This window comes from Flagellimonas sp. 2504JD1-5, assembly GCF_053618295.1.
On the sequence record NZ_JBSIOU010000001.1, the window covers coordinates 1,191,035 to 1,211,907 of the forward strand.

General features: G+C 41.4%; 17 protein-coding genes. 16 read left to right on the top strand and 1 reads right to left on the bottom strand.

Going from position 1 to position 20,873, the window contains the following annotated elements:
• Nucleotides 1-19: 19 nt before the first annotated feature.
• From ACULLG_RS05335 to ACULLG_RS05355, 5 genes are read left to right on the top strand one after another with little or no spacing between them, the layout of a single operon-like run.
• A complete protein-coding gene (locus ACULLG_RS05335) occupies nt 20-2,398 on the top strand; it encodes a PSD1 and planctomycete cytochrome C domain-containing protein (RefSeq protein ID WP_452125733.1) in 2,379 nt (792 codons plus the stop codon).
• A 1-nt stretch (nt 2,399) separates the two neighbouring features.
• Nucleotides 2,400-3,890, top strand: a complete 1,491-nt coding sequence (locus ACULLG_RS05340) for a DUF1501 domain-containing protein (RefSeq protein WP_452125734.1) — start codon at nt 2,400-2,402, stop codon at nt 3,888-3,890.
• Nucleotides 3,887-4,924: a 6-bladed beta-propeller gene (locus tag ACULLG_RS05345; protein ID WP_452125735.1), complete on the top strand. Its 1,038-nt coding sequence runs from the start codon at nt 3,887-3,889 to the stop codon at nt 4,922-4,924. The genes ACULLG_RS05340 and ACULLG_RS05345 overlap by 4 nt, the downstream gene beginning before the upstream one ends.
• Nucleotides 4,921-5,763 (top strand): chitobiase/beta-hexosaminidase C-terminal domain-containing protein, encoded by an 843-nt coding sequence (locus ACULLG_RS05350; protein ID WP_452125736.1) that lies wholly within the window; start codon nt 4,921-4,923, stop codon nt 5,761-5,763. The genes ACULLG_RS05345 and ACULLG_RS05350 overlap by 4 nt, the downstream gene beginning before the upstream one ends.
• Before the next feature lie 14 nt (nt 5,764-5,777).
• Nucleotides 5,778-7,823 (top strand): DUF2231 domain-containing protein, encoded by a 2,046-nt coding sequence (locus tag ACULLG_RS05355; RefSeq protein ID WP_452125737.1) that lies wholly within the window; start codon nt 5,778-5,780, stop codon nt 7,821-7,823.
• A gap of 3 nt (nt 7,824-7,826) precedes the next feature.
• Here the strand turns inward: ACULLG_RS05355 and ACULLG_RS05360 are convergent, their stop codons facing one another.
• On the bottom strand, nt 7,827-8,894 hold the full coding sequence (locus ACULLG_RS05360) for a substrate-binding domain-containing protein (RefSeq protein ID WP_452125738.1): 1,068 nt from the start codon (nt 8,892-8,894) through the stop codon (nt 7,827-7,829).
• A gap of 132 nt (nt 8,895-9,026) precedes the next feature.
• Between ACULLG_RS05360 and ACULLG_RS05365 the strand changes: the two genes are divergently transcribed.
• The 11 genes from ACULLG_RS05365 (at nt 9,027) to ACULLG_RS05415 (ending at nt 20,867) form a co-directional block, all read left to right on the top strand.
• Nucleotides 9,027-9,842: an SDR family oxidoreductase gene (locus ACULLG_RS05365; RefSeq protein WP_452125739.1), complete on the top strand. Its 816-nt coding sequence runs from the start codon at nt 9,027-9,029 to the stop codon at nt 9,840-9,842.
• A gap of 11 nt (nt 9,843-9,853) precedes the next feature.
• Entirely contained in the window at nt 9,854-11,041 is a 1,188-nt protein-coding gene (gene uxuA / locus ACULLG_RS05370) for a mannonate dehydratase (RefSeq protein WP_452126532.1), read from the top strand.
• A 19-nt stretch (nt 11,042-11,060) separates the two neighbouring features.
• Nucleotides 11,061-11,930, top strand: coding sequence for an inositol oxygenase family protein (locus tag ACULLG_RS05375; RefSeq protein ID WP_452125740.1), 870 nt, complete (start codon nt 11,061-11,063; stop codon nt 11,928-11,930).
• Nucleotides 11,931-11,956: 26 nt separating this feature from the next.
• Complete coding sequence (locus ACULLG_RS05380; protein ID WP_452125741.1) at nt 11,957-13,522, top strand: solute:sodium symporter family transporter; 1,566 nt, start codon at nt 11,957-11,959, stop codon at nt 13,520-13,522.
• 41 nt (nt 13,523-13,563) lie between these two features.
• Entirely contained in the window at nt 13,564-14,970 is a 1,407-nt protein-coding gene (gene uxaC / locus ACULLG_RS05385; RefSeq protein WP_452125742.1) for a glucuronate isomerase, read from the top strand.
• 8 nt (nt 14,971-14,978) lie between these two features.
• The gene (locus tag ACULLG_RS05390; protein ID WP_452125743.1) at nt 14,979-16,019 is read left to right on the top strand and encodes a PfkB family carbohydrate kinase; all 1,041 of its coding nucleotides are present in this window, start codon (nt 14,979-14,981) and stop codon (nt 16,017-16,019) included.
• Nucleotides 16,020-16,030: 11 nt separating this feature from the next.
• Nucleotides 16,031-16,699 carry a bifunctional 4-hydroxy-2-oxoglutarate aldolase/2-dehydro-3-deoxy-phosphogluconate aldolase gene (locus ACULLG_RS05395; RefSeq protein ID WP_452125744.1) on the top strand — a complete coding sequence of 223 codons (669 nt, stop codon included), beginning with the start codon at nt 16,031-16,033 and terminating at the stop codon, nt 16,697-16,699.
• A gap of 5 nt (nt 16,700-16,704) precedes the next feature.
• Nucleotides 16,705-17,685 carry a TRAP transporter substrate-binding protein gene (locus ACULLG_RS05400; protein ID WP_452125745.1) on the top strand — a complete coding sequence of 327 codons (981 nt, stop codon included), beginning with the start codon at nt 16,705-16,707 and terminating at the stop codon, nt 17,683-17,685.
• A gap of 2 nt (nt 17,686-17,687) precedes the next feature.
• A complete protein-coding gene (locus ACULLG_RS05405) occupies nt 17,688-18,152 on the top strand; it encodes a TRAP transporter small permease (RefSeq protein WP_452125746.1) in 465 nt (154 codons plus the stop codon).
• Nucleotides 18,152-19,456 carry a TRAP transporter large permease gene (locus ACULLG_RS05410; protein ID WP_452125747.1) on the top strand — a complete coding sequence of 435 codons (1,305 nt, stop codon included), beginning with the start codon at nt 18,152-18,154 and terminating at the stop codon, nt 19,454-19,456. The genes ACULLG_RS05405 and ACULLG_RS05410 overlap by 1 nt, the downstream gene beginning before the upstream one ends.
• A 91-nt stretch (nt 19,457-19,547) precedes the next feature.
• The gene (locus tag ACULLG_RS05415; RefSeq protein ID WP_452126533.1) at nt 19,548-20,867 is read left to right on the top strand and encodes a 3-keto-disaccharide hydrolase; all 1,320 of its coding nucleotides are present in this window, start codon (nt 19,548-19,550) and stop codon (nt 20,865-20,867) included.
• The last annotated feature ends 6 nt before the right edge of the window (nt 20,868-20,873 follow it).

The following is a 20,873-nucleotide window of genomic DNA, read 5'->3' on the forward strand; positions in this document are numbered from 1 at the left end:
TGGGTAGTTTAATGGACGAATGCGCTTAATATATCTTGACATGTTTGCCAATCCGTTATCAAGAAAAAAAAGATTTAACCTTGTTTTTCTAATCATTCTTATTGCAACGCTTGTAGGTTGTCAAAATGATAAGGGGAAATATGTGGCCATGTCTGGGGCCGATTCACCCGGCCAACTTCCAGATAGTGTCGATTTTTCTTTTCATATTAAGCCAATTCTTTCGGATCGATGTTTTACCTGTCATGGTCCGGACAAAAATGCCATTGAAGCAGGTCTTTCACTAAACAAGGCTGAAGATGCCTACGCTGCTATCGGAGAAAATAAAGATAGATATGCCATTGTTCCTGGAGATTTGGAAAAAAGTGAATTGGTCAAACGAATTTTTGAAGAAGACCCCAATCTGGTTATGCCTCCTCCGGAATCCAACCTAAGCTTATCAGAATATGAAAAAGAACTATTGAAAAAGTGGGTGGCCCAAGGAGCGGTTTTTAAAAAACATTGGGCATTTGATCCTCCGGTTGAACCTATAATGCCAGAGATTGAAGCAGATAACTGGAGTCAAAATGAGATTGACAAATTTATTCTCGACAAGTTAAAACTGAAAGGATTTGAGCCTTCAAAAAAGGCAGAGAAAGAGCATTTGATCAGACGAGCTTTTTTCAGCATTACAGGACTACCACCTTCGGTGGAACAAGTCAATTCTTTTGTAGAAAGCGATTCAGAAGACGCTTTCGAAAAAATCATAGATTCCCTATTGAATACCAAAGCTTACGGCGAGAATATGGCTGCGGATTGGATGGAAGTGGCGCGATATGCGGATACACATGGGTATCAAGATGATTTTGAACGGATTATGTGGCCTTGGCGTGATTGGGTTATTCATGCATTCGATAAAAACATGCCCTATGATGAGTTTGTCACATATCAACTTGCTGGCGACATGCTTCCCAATGCCACTAAAGAATCCATATTGGCAACGGGCTTTAACCGAAACCATAAAATCACGGCAGAAGGCGGGGTCATTCCCGAGGAATATCGCATAGAATATGTAGAAGACCGTACCAATACCTTTGGAACGGCATTCTTGGGAATGACCTTGGAATGTGCACGATGCCATGATCATAAATATGATCCAGTAAGTCAAAAAGATCATTTCCAATTGTTCGGATTCTTCAATAATTTGGATGAAGATGGGCTTATGCCCAGTGCCCAGGCCATACCAAAACCATATATGGCCGTTACCAAACAAGATGCCGAAGGCGTTCTGGATTTTGTGAACATGACGAACGTGGCAGAACCCAAAATTGAGGTTATGGTCATGCAGGATATGGCTACCCCAAGAGAGACGTTTGTTCTAAATCGAGGTGTTTATGATCAACCTACAGATCAGGTGTTTCCTGGAACGCCAGAAGATATTATGCCCTTCCCGGAAGAACTTCCAAGGAACAGATTAGGGCTTTCAAAATGGCTTTTCCATGAAAAAAACCCTTTGACTGCCCGAGTGGCTGTAAACCGTATTTGGCAACGCATGTTTGGAAAGGGTTTGGTGGAAAGTTCTTATGATTTTGGTAATCAGGGCGCGTTACCTTCCCACCCTGAGTTATTGGATTTTTTGGCGATAAAGTTCCGGACTGAAGGATGGGACATAAAGAAGATGATGAAGTACATGGCCTTGTCTGCGACCTATCAACAAAGCACAGAAATTTCCAAGGAAATGAATGAGAAAGACCCGGAGAACACCTATTTGGCACGAGCCCCTCGCCTTAGATTAAGCGCGGAAATGATTCGGGATCAAGCCTTAAAAATCAGTGGCCTTTTAAATGCAGAAGTGGGAGGTCCAAGTGTTAAACCCTACCAACCCGAGGGCATTTGGGAAGAGACCACCGGAGGAGGAGGAGGAAGTACCGCAACCTATGTACAGAGTTCCGGTAAAGACCTATATCGAAAGAGTTTGTACACCTTCTGGAAAAGAACAGTGCCCCCACCAAGCATGATGACGTTTGATACCTCATCTAGAGATTTATGCACCGTGCAACGGCAAGAGACTAATACGCCGCTTCAAGCTTTGGTACTCTTAAACGACCCACAACTAATTGAAGCAGCAAGAGCCTTGGCCAATAAAACGATGGATGCTGCAGGTAAAAACATAAATGATCAAATAAAGTATATTTTCCAAAGTGCCACATCGAGACAACCTAAAAAAGAAGAACTTACAATTCTTAATGATTTGTACCTGGCTTCACTTGAAAGAATTAAAACGGGAGAAGTGATTCCTGAAGAATATCTTTCCATTGGAGAGTTTGCGAATTCCGATAATGTTCCAGCCGATCAATTGACGGCTTTGGCTTTGACTGCACATACCATTTTAAATTTGGACGAAACCATATCAAGAGGATAACATGGGAGAAAAGAAAATATTGGCCGACAATGCCCTCAACCTAAACCGGCGTGCGTTTCTAGGAAAATCTGCCCTTGGAATCGGGGGAGCCGCTTTGGGAACGCTGCTTGGTTGTAATTTTTATCGAAAAGAGGGAGAATTGCTTGTAAAGGCTGATAATCCAATGGGAATTAAAGGAATCTTGCATTCCCCACACCACCCTGCCAAAATCAAAAGAGTCATCTACCTATTTCAGAGCGGTGGTCCCTCACAGCTCGAATTATTCGATTATAAACCCCTATTGAACGAAAGGCGCGGAGAAGATCTTCCAGAATCGATTCGAAATGGGCAGCGATTAACGGGAATGACCTCTGGTCAGGACAAATTTCCACTGGTAGGATCCAATTTCGGATTCAAACAATATGGAAAAAATGGCTCATGGATAAGCGATTTGTTGCCATACACCGCAAAAATGGCAGATGACATTTGTATTGTGAAATCTATGTTTACAGAGGCTATCAATCATGATCCTGCGGTGACATTTTTTCAAACAGGATCGCAACAACCCGGACGTCCAAGTATAGGGTCATGGTTGAGTTACGGTTTGGGTAGCGAAAATGAAAATCTCCCCTCTTTTACCGTACTGCTTTCAAGAGGAACTGGAAGACCCAATGGACAACCGCTGTACACTCGACTTTGGGGGAATGGATTTTTACATTCCTTGCACCAGGGAGTTCAATTCAGGGCGGCAAAAGACCCTGTACTCTATTTGAATGATCCAAAAGGCATTTCCAAAGAAACCAAAAGAAGTATTCTGGATAATCTTGCCGAGCTCAATGAAAAACAATACCAAGAATTTGGTGATGAAGAGATTCAGAGCCGAATTGCTCAATACGAAATGGCCTATCGCATGCAAACTTCTGTTCCAGAGGTGATGAATACCGATGGTGAGCCCGATTACATTTATAAAATGTACGGCGCAGAGGCTAAGATTCCAGGAACCTACGCTGCGAATTGTCTTTTGGCAAGAAGACTGGCAGAACAAGATGTACGTTTTATCCAACTATATCATATGGGTTGGGATCAGCACGATAATTTACCCGGCGCCATCGAAAAACAAGCAAAAGATACCGATCAAGCGTCCGCGGCATTAGTGGCCGACTTGAAACAGCGAGGCATGTTGGAAGATACCCTGGTGATTTGGGGTGGGGAATTCGGTAGAACCAACTACTCGCAGGGAGTATTAACTGACGAAAGCTATGGAAGAGATCACCATCCAAGGTGCTTTTCCATGTGGTTGGCAGGTGGAGGTATAAAACCGGGAATTGTTTATGGTGAAACCGATGATTTTGGCTATAACATCACTGAAAACCCGGTCCACGTTCACGATTTCCAAGCCACCTTGTTGCACTTGCTTGGAATTGATCATGAAAGACTTACCTACAAATATCAAGGCCGAAGGTTTAGGCTTACCGATGTGGAAGGACATGTGGTTAAAGATATTTTGGCATGATGAAGCGCAGAAAATTTATTGAAAAAAGTAGTTTGGCGGGAGTTGGGCTGGCTTCGTTGGGATCCATGTCTTTTTCTAAGGGATTTCTAAAAGATGCGGTAATAGGTCATGGGGATTATAAATACAAAGTTGACCTGGACTGGGGAAAACTGAACAGTGAACGTTTTCCTGTGCAAGATTGCCATGAAATGGTTCAGGATGCGAAGGGGCGAATCATTTTATTGACCAATCATACCCGAAATAATGTCCTTATTTATGACAAGTCAGGAAAACTTTTGGATTCATGGGGAACAGATTATCCAGGTGCCCATGGGCTCACATTGCATGACGAAAATGGAACGGAGTTTTTGTATATCTGCGATAACAATCGACACGAAGTTATAAAGACCACATTGGATGGAAAAGTAATGCAGATATTGCCATTTCCAAAGGAAACTGGAAAATATCAAAAGAAAGAGGAATACATTCCTACGGAAACCGCCATTGCGGATAATGGCGATATCTATGTGGCTGATGGATATGGCGCGCAGTACATTACCCACTACGATGCCAAGGGGAATGTCAAAAATGTATTTGGAGGGCCTGGTGATGAAGAACATTTGTTTAACAATGCACATGGTATCTGCATAGACAACAGGGACGCCGATAACTCAACACTTTTGATTACGGCTCGGCAGCAAAACAAACTAAAACGATTTTCCTTGGCGGGAGAATATTTGGAAACCATCGATTTGCCCGGAGCCTATATCTGTAGACCTGTCATACATAACAAACAGGTGTATTTGGCAACAATTTGGTCTGGTGACGGTTCCGAAGGAACAGGGTTCATCTCTATTCTTGATGAGAACAACAAGCTGATTTCAGCACCTGGTGGAAGTACACCTACTTATCAAAATGGAAATTTAGACCCCATGCACCAAGCTTTAAAAATATTCAGACACCCGCATGATGTGTGTATTGATGAGGATGATAATATCTATGTGGCCCAATGGAATTCCTATAACACCTATCCCATAAAATTATATCGGGTATGATTAAAAAATGGGTTGGATTTAGTTTTTGGGGATTACAAATCCGCAGCTTTCTTTTGGCAGGTTCCTTATTGATTTTGATTAGTTCCTGTCAATCAAAAAAGGTTGAATTTTTAAAGACCGGAGCCATACAACTGGCACCTCCAAAGATTGAAGTGGACTCCTTGCTATTTATTGAAACGGCCCATGTCAAATTATACAGTGGAAGCGATGAAGTTGATATAAGATATACCTTGGATGGCAGTGAGGTCACTTCGAATTCACTTAGCTATACCGAACCAGTAACAGTTTCTTCAACAACTAATTTGAAAGTAAAAGCATTTCACCCAGATTTTAACGCCAGCGAAGTGGTAGATCGAACCATAATCAAAATGGCAAAAGACATTTCTGGGGCCACCATTTCCATTCAGCCTGAAGCGCATGCAAGTTATAAAGCCTTAGGACCCAATACGCTTATTGATAGAAGGAAAGGGGAGTTCAATTTTAGAAGTGGGAATCGATGGCTAGGGTTTCAAACCAATGAAACGGTAGTAAATCTTGAATTTTCAGAAGCCATATTTATGGAAAAAGCATTGGTCGGACTTTTACAAGATCATGGGTCATGGATTTTTCTTCCTGAAGCAATAGAGATCCAAGCATCTGACAAAACTATTGGGCAATTAAAGCTTAAGCCTGCCGAAAATGGTGATCGTAAAAAAATGGGTTTCATGGAAATAACTGTGGAAAAAGGAGAATACAACCAAATAACCATAATCATCCACGCATTACAAGGAATCCCAGAATGGCATCCCGGCAAGGGAACCATGCCTTGGACATTTGTGGATGAAATATTGATTGAATAACTGAAAAACGAAACATGCAATTAGGCAATTTACATCCCTTATTTGTCCATTTACCAATTGGTATTTTGATTCTAGCGTTTTTTATGGAGCTCTTTTACAAAAACAAACCGGCTCCAAAGGATAACGGGACCGTTTTGTTTGCGTTGGGAATAGGTGCTCTAAGCGCCGTATTTTCGGTTGCATCTGGATGGTTTTTGGGTGATGGCGGAGGATATGATGAAACCTTGCTGTTTAACCACAGATGGATTGCTGTAGCCTTTGCAGTTGGAAGTTTGCTACTCTTTTTTCTAAAGAGATCGAATGGAAAACAAGCTCAACGCGCTTATTTTCCAGTCTTCATAGTGGTTTTGGTGCTTTTGACCTTGACAGGGCACTATGGAGGTAGCCTAACCCATGGCGAAGATTTTTTATTTCAAGAGGAATATGAAAAGCCTGTAATTGAAGATGTGGACAAGGCCGTGGTTTTTTCAGACATCGTGCAGCCTGTGCTGCAACAAAAGTGTGTCAGTTGTCATAATCAAGGGAAATCCAAAGGAGAGCTACTGCTAACTTCCCAAAAGGAGTTGCTGGCTGGAGGAGAATCCGGGTCGTTATTTGATTCATTGGAAGTGGAACAAACTACCCGTTTTATGCATCACCTTAAACTTCCTATAGAAGACGAGGCCCATATGCCACCTAAAGGAAAGGTGCAGTTGACTTCGGATGAAATACAGTTGATGGAGTGGTGGGTGCAAAATCAGAATTGTTTTGATTGTGTTACCAAGGATTTACCACGAACGGATAAATTGAATGCCATTTTAGCGGGTTTGGAAAAAGATACTTCCACAAGAGCATTGATTGCCGAAAATGTTGATGAGGTTCCGCTGGAATTTATTGCCACTCTTGCCCAAAACAAGATTTCAGCGCAACGTATTTCAGAGGACATGCCCCTCATATCAGTGAATTTCATGAAACGCAACAATGTTTCTGAAGCTGACTTTGAACTCTTGGAAGAATATAAAAAGAATATTGTGGGGATGAATTTGGGCTATACCAATTTCAATGACACACTGGTAAAACAACTTAAACCGTTTAAAAACCTTACCAAGATTCAATTGCAGCATACCGATATAAGCAACGAAACCGTAAAACAACTCGCTAAGTTTGATTATTTGGAATCCGTAAACCTTTTTGGAACCGCACTTGATGATGGGGCATTGCAAACGCTATTAAAATTCCCAAATTTGAAAACACTCTTCATTTGGAGGACAAAAATGTCAGATGAAGGGATTTTAGCCTTCAAGGACCAAAGCAATCAAGTAAGGGTTCAAGGACAAATTGCGGATAGCGTTTTTGCCGCTAGTTCGCTTTCACCACCGACAATATTAGCAGACAACGAAATATTCAAAGACTCAGTTGAGGTATCCATTGAACAGTTTTTTGAAGGCGCCAAGGTGTACTATGTGGCGGAAAACGCTAAAAATGATACCCTGCCAAGGGAATATAAGGGACCATTTTATGTTAAGGAGACAACCACTTTAAAAGCATATGCGACTTTGGAAGACTGGGAGCCTAGCGAAGCCAGTTTTGCCAACTTCTTAAAGAGCAAGGCACTAATTAGCGAGGTGTCATTAGCGCGGGCACCCCATCCAAAGTATGCGGCAAAGGGAGGGAAAACTTTGATGGATTTAAGACGCGGCACCACAAATTTTGTAGATGGAAACTGGGTTGGTTTTGAAGCCCAACATATGACAGCTACTATAGAATTTAAGGAGCCGACCGTAGTATCCAATGTTTCGGTGGGTAGCCTTTCCATTCCCAATAATTGGATATTCTTCCCCGTAGGTTATACCGTTTGGGGCTCAACTGATGGAAATACTTTTAGTAAGCTCAAAACAGTTAAAATTGGTATTCAAGAACCCTCAGTTATTATAGAGCGAAAAGCATATAATATTGACTTTGATCCCATAGCCTTAAAAAAAGTACGCCTTTTAGTGGAAAGTCCAATAAAGAACCCAGACTGGCATGCGGTGCCTGGGGGAAACAGCTTTATCTTTTTGGACGAGGTGGTTTTTAATTAAATCTTACGGAAAGATAGCATACTCCTTTTGCTGTCCGTTCGGCAAGTTCTCCTTAGTAATAATCTCAATAGGAGATAAAATTTCGGCTTGAGGTGGAGTTTTATAAAGTAGGAATTTGGAAAGACTACTCACAGATCGGTACCCTTGTTGAAATGGCTTTTGCGAGATCAAAAAAGTGATTTTGCCATCTACAAGTGCAGTCGAATTGTGTTCCGTAATATCAAATCCAATAAGATAAGGAATCTGGGCCCTAAAACCTTGAATATGTTTTGCTATAATATGGGCTCTACTATTGGGAACAAAAATTCCCTTGATTTTGGGATGTTCCTTTAACAACAAAGCAATTTTATCCGGAAACTTTTTGGTGTCCCAAAAATCCTCCACTTCAATTTTATGGTTGACATTGTTCAGCTCCAGTTCCTTGAAGTAATGGTCAAAGCCTTCAATCCGCTGTGATATATTGTTGACATTGGAAAGATTAGGTCTTGAGTGGATCGTCAGGATATGGTCATTCTTATTGAGACAAAGTTGCATAAGTTTGGCAGCCAGATAACCACTTTTAAATGAATCCTGTCCAACAAAACAAAGATTTTCATGGCCATTCAATGCAATATTCAGAAAGATGAACGGAATTTCTCTATCCAACAATATCTGGGTTAGTTCTTTGGTCTCCTTTTTAAAGGTCGGAACAAGAACAACCCCTTGAGGATTGGTTTTTAGTAGCAAATCAAAAGAATCTATATACGACTTGGGGCTTTTTTGGTCAAAAGCAAACGTTTTGACATCCACTCCAAAACTCATCACCTCTTCTTGAGCTTTTTGAATGCCTTCCAGAGGAGACCTCCAGAATTGATTTTCCTGATCATGATCTGGCAATAGAACAGCAATGGTATATTTCTTTTTCATGGCCAAGGATTGGGCAATCCGATTGACTTTGAAATTATGTTCCTTTAAAATTTGCCGAATCCGTTGGGCAGTTTTTTCGGAAACCCCCTTTCTATTATGTATGACCCGGTCTACTGTTCCTGGGGATACATTGGCTAGTTTGGCAATTTCCTTAATGGTGATCATAGGTCGAATAAAGCCGTTAATATACAACCTTCAATAATTTTTTGCCCTCTGAATTTGTATTATGTGCAATGAATTTATATTTTTATCGTGTGCGCACACGAAATGAATCAAAATGTACCAAAAAACAGGCTTTTGAAATCAATTTTTGACTTAACAAATAAGGTTGCCGTGATAACCGGAGGGACTGGAGTGTTGGGAAGCTCGGCAGCGCTGAGTTTGTCAGGAGCCGGGGTTAAGTTGGCCGTATTGACAACAAACAGGCGGAACGGTATGGAATTGGAGAAAACGATTCGTGATAATGGTGGTGACATATTGTTGTTGGAAGGAAATGTTTTGTCCAAGGATTCTATGGAAGAAGTGCGGGATGCTGTTTTGGAAAAGTTTGGACGGTTGGATATTCTTCTCAATGTTGCTGGAGGCAATATGCCTGGTGCGACCATTGGCCCGGACCAATCCATTTTTGATTTGGAACTGGACGATTTCGACAAGGTGACACAATTGAATTTAAATGGTACTGTGATTCCTTCCTTGGTATTTGGTAAGGTGATGGCCGATCAAGGGTCGGGAACCATCATCAATTATTCATCCATGGCGGTGCCGAGAGTACTTACCAGGGTGGCCGGTTATTCCGCTTCCAAAGCGGCTATGGAAAATTTCACTAAATGGATGGCTGTTGAAATGGCGACGAAGTTCAGCGAAAAAATAAGGGTCAATGCCCTTGCTCCCGGTTTTTTCATTGGAAACCAAAATAGAAACTTACTCTTAAATGAAGATGGTTCGTTTACAGAGCGTGGTGCAGATATCATCAGAAATACGCCGATGGGCAGGTTTGGTGAACCCGATGAGCTTAACGGTGCATTGCATTTTCTGTGCAGTGATGCATCAAAATTTATGACCGGAGCAGTCATTCCCATAGATGGTGGGTTCAACATTTTTAGCGGTGTATGATGGAGTTGAGGATGAAACAAACTTGGAGGTGGTACGGTCCTGATGACCCTGTTTCTTTGCAGGATGTCAAACAAACGGGAGCTAATGGGATTGTTACCGCATTGCACCATATGGCCAATGGGGAAGTGTGGCCAATGGATGAAATCAAAAAACGAAAGTACATTATCGAAGTTCAGGGATTGGAATGGACGGTTGTTGAATCAGTGCCGGTCCATGAAGACATCAAAACTCAAAAGGGAAGCTTTCAACAATACATCGAAAATTACAAGCAGAGCATTCGAAACTTGGCCGGGTGCGGAATCAAAATTATCTGCTATAATTTCATGCCCGTTTTGGATTGGACCCGCACTTCGTTAGATTATGAAATGCCCGATGGTTCCAAGGCGCTTCTCTTCGAGAAAAATGCATTTACGGCTTTTGATCTTCATATATTAAAAAGACCCGGAGCTGAAAAAGAATATTCCCCGAAAGAACAGGTAAGCGCAAAATCTACCTCCGAACTTATGACTCCAAAAGAGATAGCCAAATTGACCAAAAACATTCTGGCCGGTTTGCCTGGGGCAGAAGAAGAATATTCTTTGGAAAGTTTTAAAGCCGTATTGGATGCCTATAAGGGAATCTCAAAATCCAAACTGCAGGAGCATTTGGTGTATTTTCTTTCGGAAATTGTTCCAGTGGCCGAAGAAGTTGGTGTGCTTCTTTGCGCTCATCCAGACGACCCACCTTTTTCAATTCTTGGCTTACCTCGAATTTTGAGTACCGAAGAAGACTATCAACATATATTCGATAAAATTCCATCCATACATAACGGGATAACCTTTTGTACGGGATCCTTGGGGGTTAGGGAAGACAATAATTTGTCAGAAATCTTTAAAAAGTTTGCGTATCGCGTTCATTTTCTGCATTTTAGAAATACTAAACGCACGGAAAAGGGAGATTTTTACGAAGCCGATCATTTGGATGGTGATACGGATATGTACGAAATGATAAAATTGGTGCTTTTGGAGCAGCAAAGACGCTTTGATGAAGGTCGCAAGGACATTGAAATACCAATGAGACCGGACCATGGGCACCAAATGATAGATGACCTCAAGAAGAAAACAAACCCTGGATATTCCTGTATTGGAAGATTAAGAGGATTGGCGGAGTTAAGAGGATTGGAAATGGGAATTGCTAAATCCCTTATGAATCAACTATAATTCAAAAAAACTGGCTGAAATGAAAAAAATTGATAAAAACAACCCTTTGGAGTCTTTGGAACATTGGGAAGATGATGTGTTGAAACGTTACCCCGATCCTGACGCACCAAAAAAGGAAAAAGAAGAATTCAGGGATTATCAGAATTCGGATAGGGTGGATACCGTTCGGGAATTTTATAAGCTCAATCATCAATATCAGACCTATGATTTTGTCTGCGAAAAGGAAAAGGAGTTTTTAAAGTTCGATAAAAGGGAAATGTCATTGTGGGAGGCCGTGGACTTTCTGAACACTTTGGTGGACGATAGTGACCCCGATATTGACTTGGACCAATTGCAGCATTTGTTGCAGACCAGTGAGGCTATTCGCGCTGATGGTCACCCTGATTGGTTTGTATTAACAGGTTTTCTTCACGATGTGGGCAAGGTGCTATGCTTGTTTGGAGAACCGCAATGGGCAGTAGTCGGGGATACCTTTCCTGTTGGATGTAAATTCTCCGATAAAATTGTATATCCAGAATATTTTGAAACCAACACGGACTCAAAAGATGAACGATACAATAATAAATATGGGGTCTATGAAGAAAATTGTGGTCTGGACAACGTCAAAATGAGTTGGGGTCACGATGAATACCTCTACCAAATCATGAAGGATTATTTGCCTGAACCTGCTTTGTACATGATTCGATATCATTCGTTCTATGCACAACATCGTGAAAATGCATATGACCATCTGATGAGTGAACATGACCATAAGATGTTCGAATGGGTGAAAAAATTCAACCCATATGATTTATATTCAAAGGCACCGGTGCCACCTGATGCCAAAGCACTGAAACCTTATTACGAAGATTTAGTGGCAAAATATCTACCAGAAAAATTGAAATTTTAATCCTTCTAACCTAACCACCAAAACCAATGCTGGCCACTTATTTAGGCTTTTTTGGATTTACGCTCTTCGTAATCATCTATACTACGTATCGATTACGAAAAGACAACTTTAAATCCGCCAAGGGATACTTCTTGGCTGGCAAGAGTCTTACCGGCCCCATTATCGCAGGATCTATGATTCTGACCAACATCTCTACCGAACATTTGATTGGGATGAACGGCAGTTCGTACAAAAATGGAATAATTGTAATTGCTTGGGAAGTCACATCGGCCATTGCTTTGGTAATTGCAGCCATATTTTTTATTCCCAAGTTCATTAAAATGGGACTGGCCACCATTCCCCAATTTTTAGAAGAAAGGTATGATGGGCTTACACGTTCCATAGTTGCATTCCTCTTGATGCTGTCCTTTGTGATAACACTTTTACCCATTGTTTTATATTCGGGTGCCATTAACATTGAAAGTGTTTTTGACTTTTCCACCATGTTCGGAATTGGTAAGGAAAGGGCTATGCTTTTCACGGTATTTGTGATAGGACTTATCGGTTCAATGTATGCCATTTTTGGGGGATTAAAAGCAGTGGCTTATTCAGATAGTTTAAATGGAATAGGACTTTTGCTTGGGGGATTATTGATTCCTGCCATTGCATTGTATCAAATTGGCGATGGAAATATTCTTAGCGGGTTAGGAACGGTATATGACTTTGCACCGGATAAATTTGATATTGTCGGAAGTGAGGATTCTGTGATGCCATTTTCCGTGCTTTTTACTGGTTTAATGATCAACCAGTTGTATTTCTGGGGAATGAACCAATCCATTATTCAAAGAGCTTTCGGCGCGAAAAATTTAGTGGAGGCCCAAAAAGGACTGATTTATACTGGAATACTCAAATTATTTGTTCCCTTGATTATCGTATTACCAGGGCTCATTGCATATTATTACTTCCAAGACCAATATATTGATACACCTGACCTGATTTATCCGCTCTTGGTTAAAAAGGTGTTACCGACCTATCTCTTTGGATTCTTTGCTGCGGTGGTTTTGGGAGCTGTGCTGAGCACATTTAATAGCGTGTTGAATTCCGCCAGCACCATTTTTTGCTATGATATCTATAAAAAACTGATCAATAAAGAAGTTTCCGATTCTAGATTGGTGCATTACGGGAAAATTTCCTCAGTTGTGCTTGCTGTCTTGGCCATTGGTATTGCTCCGTTGGTTGCCTATGCCCCGGACGGATTGTACTTTTTGCTGCAGGAGCTTAACGGCATCTTTTTTATTCCCATTTCATCGGTGATCATAGCGGGAATATTCTTTAAGAATATAAATAAAACAGGAGCAAAGGCTGGACTGTTCTTTGGCTTCGCTTTTTACATTTTGACCACCTTTATATTGGATGTTGATATTCATTTTGTTCACCTCTGGGGAATTGAATTTGTATTGAATTTTGTCATTATGTTCTTGGTGTCAAGAATGTATCCCGAAGCTGCATATGTTGAAGCAAAAGGAAGAGACGAGAAACCCTGGCGTTTTGTGAATGCCTTTGGGATTGCACTAACTGCAGCTACCATTTTAATTTATGTGTTATTGGCATGATGGACAGAAGAGCTAGAAAAATAAGAGTCGAGAAGAGATAGATGGGAAAATCATTTATACATAAAGATTTTTTGTTGCAAAGCAGTTTTGCGGAGGAACTCTATCATAACCATGCAAAAGAACTACCCATAATAGATTATCACTGCCATCTTTCGCCAAAAGACATCGCAACCAATCGTGTTTTCAATAATATTACTGAAGCATGGATTCAAGGAGACCATTATAAATGGAGAGCGATGCGAACCGTTGGTGTCCAAGAGAAATTTATTACAGGAAACGTTTCAGACGAAGAAAAATTCAAGGCTTGGGCCAAAACGGTTCCACAAGCTATCAGAAATCCATTGTACCACTGGACACATTTGGAACTAGCTCGGTATTTCGAGGTGTTTGATTTATTAAATGAAAACAATGCACAGACCATTTACAGATCAACTAGTGAGCAGTTGAGTTCGAGTAATTTTTCTTGCAGGTCCTTGCTTTCCAAAATGAAGGTTGAGGTGGTCTGTACCACCGAAGACCCCACAGATTCTTTGGAGCATCATCAAAACATGACAGAAGAAAACCCAAGCTTGTTTATGGGAACTTCCTTTAGGCCAGATAAGGCCATATTAATTGGATCTGAAAGTTACAATGAATATGTTGATAAGTTGGCAGAAGTGTCAGAAATTGAAATAAGCTCTTATGGTGATTTATGCGAAGCCTTGGCTGCACGAATTGCATATTTCGCTGCTAACGGATGTATCTTGTCCGATCATGGATTGGAAAACATACCCTTCGAACCGGCAACAGCAACTGAGGTATCCAATATTTTCTCCAAAAAGAGAAATGGACAGCAACTTCAAGAAAAAGAAATCAAACAATTTGGAACGGCTTTGTTACTATTTCTTTCCGAAATGTACAATGACAATGGGTGGGTCCAGCAATTTCATCTAGGGCCTTTACGAAACAACAACTCCAGAATGTTAACGACTTTGGGGCCCGACACAGGGTGGGATTCCATCGGGGATTTTTCACAGGCCAGAAACCTATCCCGTTTTTTGGATGCTCTGGATTCCAAAAACAAATTGACCAAGACCATTTTATACAATTCCAACCCGGCAGATAACGAGGTGTTTGCTGCTATGGCAGGGAATTTCAATGATGGCGCAGTAAAAGGCAAGGTACAGTATGGTTCTGGATGGTGGTTTTTGGATCAGAAAGATGGCATCACCAAACAGTTAAATGCCCTTTCCAATGTAGGACTAATTAGTTGTTTTGTTGGAATGTTGACCGACTCTAGAAGTTTTCTTTCATTCCCAAGGCACGAATATTTTAGAAGGGTACTGTGCAATCTTTTTGGAGAGGAAATACAGAACGGAGAATTGCCAAATGACATGGAACTGATTGGGAAGACCATTCGAGATATTTGTTACTTTAACGCAAAAGAATATTTCGATTTTAAAAACTGATGAAAACGATGAAAAAAGTAGTCACCTTTGGTGAAATTATGTTGCGGTTGTCTCCTCCTGGATTCTTGAGGTTCTCACAGACCAATCAATTCGATGTAGTGTATGGCGGTGGAGAATCTAATGTAGCCGTTTCCTTGGCCAATTATGGAATTCCTGTTGATTTCGTAACCCGTTTACCTAAAAACGATTTGGGGGAATGCGCAAAAATGGAAATGCGCAAACGTGGGGTCAATACGGACAATATTATTTATGGTGGGGATAGATTGGGTATCTATTTCTTAGAAACAGGGGCGGTTAGCCGAGGGAGCAAAGTGGTGTACGACCGAGCGCATTCTGCAATTGCTGAAATACAACCAGGAATGATCCATTGGGAGAAGGTTTTCGATGGAGCTCAATGGTTCCACTGGACCGGAATTACTCCGGCCATCTCTCAAGGAGCGGCCGACTCTTGTCTGGAAGCCGTAAAGGCAGCAAAAAAAATGGGAATTACCATTTCCACCGACCTGAATTATCGAAAAAAATTATGGAAATATGGCGGGGATAGGGAGAAAATAATGACAGAGCTCACATCCTACTGCGATATCATTTTGGGCAATGAGGAAGATGCCGAGATGCACTTCGGCATCAAACCAAAAGGATTGGATATCACTACCCAAGGACATGAGGTAAAAGCCGAGGCATTTTTGTCGGTCTGCAAGCAAATGATGGAAAAATTTCCAGAAGCGAAAAAAGTAATCACAACACTGAGAGGTTCTATTTCCGCTTCGCACAACACATGGGCTGGAGTATTATATGATGGTAAGAAAATGTATGATACCCGCCAGTATCAGATTACCCACATTGTGGACCGCGTAGGAGGCGGTGACTCCTTTATGGGAGGGTTGATTTATGGGTTGTTGACCTATCCGGAGGATGATCAAAACGCATTGGATTTTGCAGTAGCTGCGTCCTGCTTAAAACATACCATAATGGGCGATGCAAATCTGGTAACGGTTGAAGAAGTTGAAAAATTAATGGGAGGAGATGCCTCGGGCAGGGTCTCCAGATAAACAAGATAAAAATGGCACAGTATTCACGATTGGAAGTAGCTGCGGTAATGAAAGAAACAGGAATGGTTCCATTATTCTATCATTCCGATGTTTCCGTAGCAAAGAAAGTCCTAAAGGCATGTTATGACGGAGGAGCTAGATTGATGGAATTTACGGCACGAGGCGATTTTGCCTTCGAGATATTCGGACAACTGGTGAAATATGTACAGAGCGAATTGCCGGGAATGATTTTGGGGGTGGGTTCCATCACCGATGCGGGAGCAGCTTCACTATATATGCAATTGGGCGCCAACTTTGTAGTAACACCTGTATTTAGAGGAGACATAGCGAAGGTTTGTAATCGGAGGAAAGTACTATGGTCTCCTGGTTGTGGTTCCCTTACGGAGATTGCCCAGGCTGAAGAATGGGGGTGTGAGATTGTCAAACTTTTTCCTGGTTCAACCTATGGACCTGGATTTGTAAAGGCAATAAAAGGCCCGCAACCATGGACTAATATTATGCCAACCGGAGGAGTAAGTACTGATGAAGATAATTTGAAAGCTTGGTTTGATGCAGGAGTGACCTGTGTGGGAATGGGTTCTAAATTAATTTCCAAAGAAATTATTGCCAACAAAGACTATAAAGGTCTCCAGGAAAAGGTCTCGGAAACATTGGAGCTTATAAAAAAATTGAGAGTATAAAGCCGATGGCGAAGAAGACCAAATATCTCTTTCTTTTTGCTTTTACATTCCTGCTTTGGGGATGCAATACGGATGGCTCTTCAAAGACCATCAAACTTGCACATGGTCTGGATATAAATCATTCCGTTCACAAGGCCTTGGTAAAAATGGGGGAGGATTTGGCTCAACTTTCTGATGGTCGACTTTCGGTTGAAATATACCCCAACCAACAATTGGGCACGGAAAGGCAGATTATGGAATTACTGCAAATCGGTAGCTTGGATATGACCAAGGTCTCGGCAGCCACGCTTGAGAATTTTGCCCCAAAGACCAAGGTTTTGGGACTTCCCTATCTCTTTAGAGATAGAGAACATTCCTTCAAGGTATTTGATGGCCCAATAGGACAGGAATTACTGAATGATGGCAAAAAATATTGGCTGAAAGGGCTTGGATTTTATGATGCGGGCAGCCGGAGTTTCTACACCAAAGAAAAAGTGGTCCGGCATCCCGATGATTTGAAAGGACAGAAGATTCGGGTAATGCCCAGTGTGACCGCTATGGAGATGGTTCGTGGTTTTGGCGGTTCGCCAACGCCAATTTCCTGGGGCGAATTGTATACCTCATTACAGCAGGGTGTAGTGGATGGAGCCGAGAACAACCCTCCAAGTTTTTACTTGTCCAAACACTACGAAATCTGTAAATACTATTCCCTCAACGAACATACCTTTTCTCCAGATGTGGTGATTGTTGGAACCCATTTTTGGGATGGGCTTACTGAGGAGGAACAAAATTGGCTTCAACAAGCGGTGGATGCATCGATAACGTACCAAAGGGAGTTATGGGCAAAGGCAGAGGAAGAAGCATTGGAGGCCATTCAAAAATCTGGCGTTCAAATTATAAGGCCCGACAAGATTCCTTTTTCTGAAAGGACCAATAAGCTATATGAAAAATACCAAAATGATAAGGCCCTCTTTACGCTAATTCAACAAATAAAAGCTGTAAACTGATCATGGAGTTAAGAAAAAAGATTGATAGCGTATTGGGGGTGGCATTGATTATTATTATGTCCGCTATGGTCTTGAATGTGTTGTGGCAGGTATTCACGCGCTTTGTTATTGGTACACCTAGCTCGTTCACAGATGAACTGGCCCGTTATTTAATGATTTGGGTTGGAATCCTTGGGGCAGCATATGCCTCTGGCAAGGACATGCACGTAGCTATTGATGTGTTACCACAGAAATTCAGCAAGAAAACCCAGCGAAAATTATCTATCACGGTCAAATTGGTTGTGATATTGTTTGCTTTAGCAGCAATGATTGTAGGAGGGAGTAGATTGGTCTATGTCACCTATGTTTTGGAACAGCTATCACCGGCTTTACAAATACCCTTGGCTTACGTTTACCTAGTCATTCCGATAAGTGGGCTATTGATAGTGTATTACAAAATTTCGGATATTTTAAAACCAATGGCCTAATGGAGTACATTCCAGTTTTAGTGTTGATCATAAGTTTTTTGGGTCTGTTGGCCATCGGCACTCCTGTGGCTTGGAGTATTTCAATTTCAGCTTTGCTGACGATGCTTGTGAGTATCCCCTTTATGCCAGCAACAACTACAATTGCACAAAGAATGGGAGCTGGCCTGGACAGTTTTGCGCTCTTGGCCATTCCCTTTTTCATATTGGCGGGAAATCTAATGAACAAAGGCGGAATGGCGCATCGACTTATTGCTTTTGCCAAGACTTTGGTAGGGGCACTTCCAGGCGGTCTTGCCCTGATAAATATTGTTGCAGCTATGCTGATGGGAGCAATTGCTGGATCAGCAATGGCATCGGCATCGGCCATGGGGAGCATCTTGGGGCCAGAAATGGAAAAAGAAGGATATTCAAAAGAATTTGGTGCAGCTGTAAATATTACATCTGCGACCACAGGTTTGGTTATTCCACCGAGCAATATCCTAATTGTCTATTCATTGGCAAGTGGAGGTGTTTCCATTGCAGCATTATTCTTGGCTGGTTATGTTCCTGGCATTCTAACAGGGCTATTTTTAATGATTGTAGCACTGGTATGGGCCAAAAGAAAAGGTTACGCCAGCAAAACGGAAAAGGGAAGCATTGGCATTTCCGAGATTGCCAAGACTTTTGTTGACGCGTTTCCGAGTCTATTATTGCTTTTTATCGTTATTGGAGGAATAGTAGCGGGTGTATTTACCGCCACAGAAGCTTCGGCCATTGCCGTATTGTATTCCCTGCTTTTAGGCTTTGTGTATAGAGAAATTTCATTTAAAAACTTGCCCAACATTCTGTTGGAATCATCGCTTACAACAGCTATTGTTATGTTGTTGATAGCAGCATCCATAAGTATGTCCTGGGCCATGTCTTACGAAAATATCCCTCAAGCCACTAGCGATGTTTTATTGGGTATTAGCGACAACAAATTTGTGGTTCTTTTGATCATCAATGCCATTTTGCTCTTTGTTGGGATTTTTATGGATATAACACCCGCAGTGCTCATTTTTACCCCAATTTTCCTTCCTGTGGTTACCAAATTGGGAATAGATCCAGTCCATTTTGGAATCATAATGATTTTAAATCTCTGTATCGGACTATGTACCCCACCAGTGGGATCGGTGCTTTTCGTAGGCGTGGGTGTGGCAAAAACCTCAATTCAAAAAGTGATAAGACCATTGTTGCCACTGTTTCTGGCGATGATCATAGCCCTATTTTTAATAACATATATCCCACAATTGACAATGTGGTTGCCCAATTTATTTGATTTATAACGAGTTGAACATGAATAATTTAAACGATAGAAAAGTGAAGAACAAACAAAAAACCCTTTATAAGGTGTCCTTGATTTTGGTTCTGGCAATTATGACCGGTTGCGAGCAAAAACCAAAGGATGATACCCCTTGGGCATCCATTTTTGATGGAAAAACCCTTAACGGATGGACCGTAAAAGGTGGAACGGCCGAATATAAGGTAGATGACGAAGCTATTGTAGGTATAACAAAGCACAATACACCCAACACTTTTCTTACTTCGGACAAAATGTTTGGTGATTTTATTTTGGATTTGGAGTATTTGGTGGATTCTACGATGAATTCTGGGATTCAAATTCGAAGCAATAGTATTCCTGGCTATCATAACGGGCGCGTACACGGTTATCAAGTAGAGATTGATCCATCAGACCGCGCTTGGAGCGCTGGAATTTATGATGAAGGCCGAAGAGGTTGGTTAAATCCATTGTCAAAAAACGAACCGGCCCAAAAAGCATTCAAACAAAACGAATGGAACCACTATCGTATCGAAGCAATTGGAGATACCATAAAAACTTGGATTAATGAAGTGCCCGCAGCCCATCTTATTGATGATGCTACAGCTTCTGGTTTTATCGGATTACAGGTGCATAGCATTGGCGAAAAGCAAAAAGCAGGAACGGAGATACGTTGGAAGAATGTTCGAATTTTGACAGAGGATTTGGAAAAGTACAGTACAGAATCTCCTTTACAACCGGTAATTACGAAAAACCAATTGACTCAACATGAGGAAAATGACGGATGGGTCATGCTTTGGGATGGCAAAACCACAAAAGGATGGCGAGGTGCAAAATTGGATCATTTCCCTGAGAACGGATGGATGATTGAAAATGGAGAGTTGACGGTTTTGGCTTCTGGTGGAGGAGAATCTGAAGCAGGCGGAGATATCGTTACGGAAAATCAATATGACAATTTTGAAGTGAAATTGGAATTCAAGATTACCGAAGGAGCCAATAGCGGAATCAAGTATTATGTGAATACAGATTTGAATAAAGGAGCTGGGTCATCCATAGGACTGGAATTTCAGATTCTGGACGATGAACGTCACCCAGATGCCAAGCTTGGAAACCATGAAGGGAGCAGAACTGTGGCTTCACTTTATGATCTGATTCAAGCCGATACCACTAAATATGTAAGGCCCATTGGAGAATGGAATACAGCCCACATCATCTCAAACAACAATCATGTTGAACATTGGTTGAATGGAATCAAGGTGTTGGAATATGAACGCAAAAGCGATGCGTATCGAAAATTGGTCTCTGAGAGTAAATATGTAACATGGCCGCAATTTGGAGAGGCAGATAAAGGAAATATCCTATTACAGGACCATGGGGATCGTGTGTCTTTTAGAAATATTAAAATCAAACAACTATAAACCTAA

Bases quoted from the DNA above. Each gene is read 5' to 3' on its own strand.
- ACULLG_RS05395 (WP_452125744.1), top strand. From the start codon at position 16,031: ATGGCACAGTATTCACGATTGGAAGTAGCTGCGGTAATGAAAGAAACA.
- uxuA (WP_452126532.1), top strand. From the start codon at position 9,854: ATGAAACAAACTTGGAGGTGGTACGGTCCTGATGACCCTGTTTCTTTG.
- ACULLG_RS05345 (WP_452125735.1), top strand. From the start codon at position 3,887: ATGATGAAGCGCAGAAAATTTATTGAAAAAAGTAGTTTGGCGGGAGTT.
- ACULLG_RS05405 (WP_452125746.1), top strand. From the start codon at position 17,688: ATGGAGTTAAGAAAAAAGATTGATAGCGTATTGGGGGTGGCATTGATT.
- ACULLG_RS05375 (WP_452125740.1), top strand. From the start codon at position 11,061: ATGAAAAAAATTGATAAAAACAACCCTTTGGAGTCTTTGGAACATTGG.
- uxaC (WP_452125742.1), top strand. From the start codon at position 13,564: ATGGGAAAATCATTTATACATAAAGATTTTTTGTTGCAAAGCAGTTTT.
- ACULLG_RS05355 (WP_452125737.1), top strand. From the start codon at position 5,778: ATGCAATTAGGCAATTTACATCCCTTATTTGTCCATTTACCAATTGGT.
- ACULLG_RS05360 (WP_452125738.1), bottom strand. From the start codon at position 8,894: ATGATCACCATTAAGGAAATTGCCAAACTAGCCAATGTATCCCCAGGA.
- ACULLG_RS05340 (WP_452125734.1), top strand. From the start codon at position 2,400: ATGGGAGAAAAGAAAATATTGGCCGACAATGCCCTCAACCTAAACCGG.
- ACULLG_RS05380 (WP_452125741.1), top strand. From the start codon at position 11,957: ATGCTGGCCACTTATTTAGGCTTTTTTGGATTTACGCTCTTCGTAATC.
- ACULLG_RS05350 (WP_452125736.1), top strand. From the start codon at position 4,921: ATGATTAAAAAATGGGTTGGATTTAGTTTTTGGGGATTACAAATCCGC.
- ACULLG_RS05400 (WP_452125745.1), top strand. From the start codon at position 16,705: ATGGCGAAGAAGACCAAATATCTCTTTCTTTTTGCTTTTACATTCCTG.
- ACULLG_RS05410 (WP_452125747.1), top strand. From the start codon at position 18,152: ATGGAGTACATTCCAGTTTTAGTGTTGATCATAAGTTTTTTGGGTCTG.
- ACULLG_RS05415 (WP_452126533.1), top strand. From the start codon at position 19,548: ATGACCGGTTGCGAGCAAAAACCAAAGGATGATACCCCTTGGGCATCC.
- ACULLG_RS05335 (WP_452125733.1), top strand. From the start codon at position 20: ATGCGCTTAATATATCTTGACATGTTTGCCAATCCGTTATCAAGAAAA.
- ACULLG_RS05390 (WP_452125743.1), top strand. From the start codon at position 14,979: ATGAAAAAAGTAGTCACCTTTGGTGAAATTATGTTGCGGTTGTCTCCT.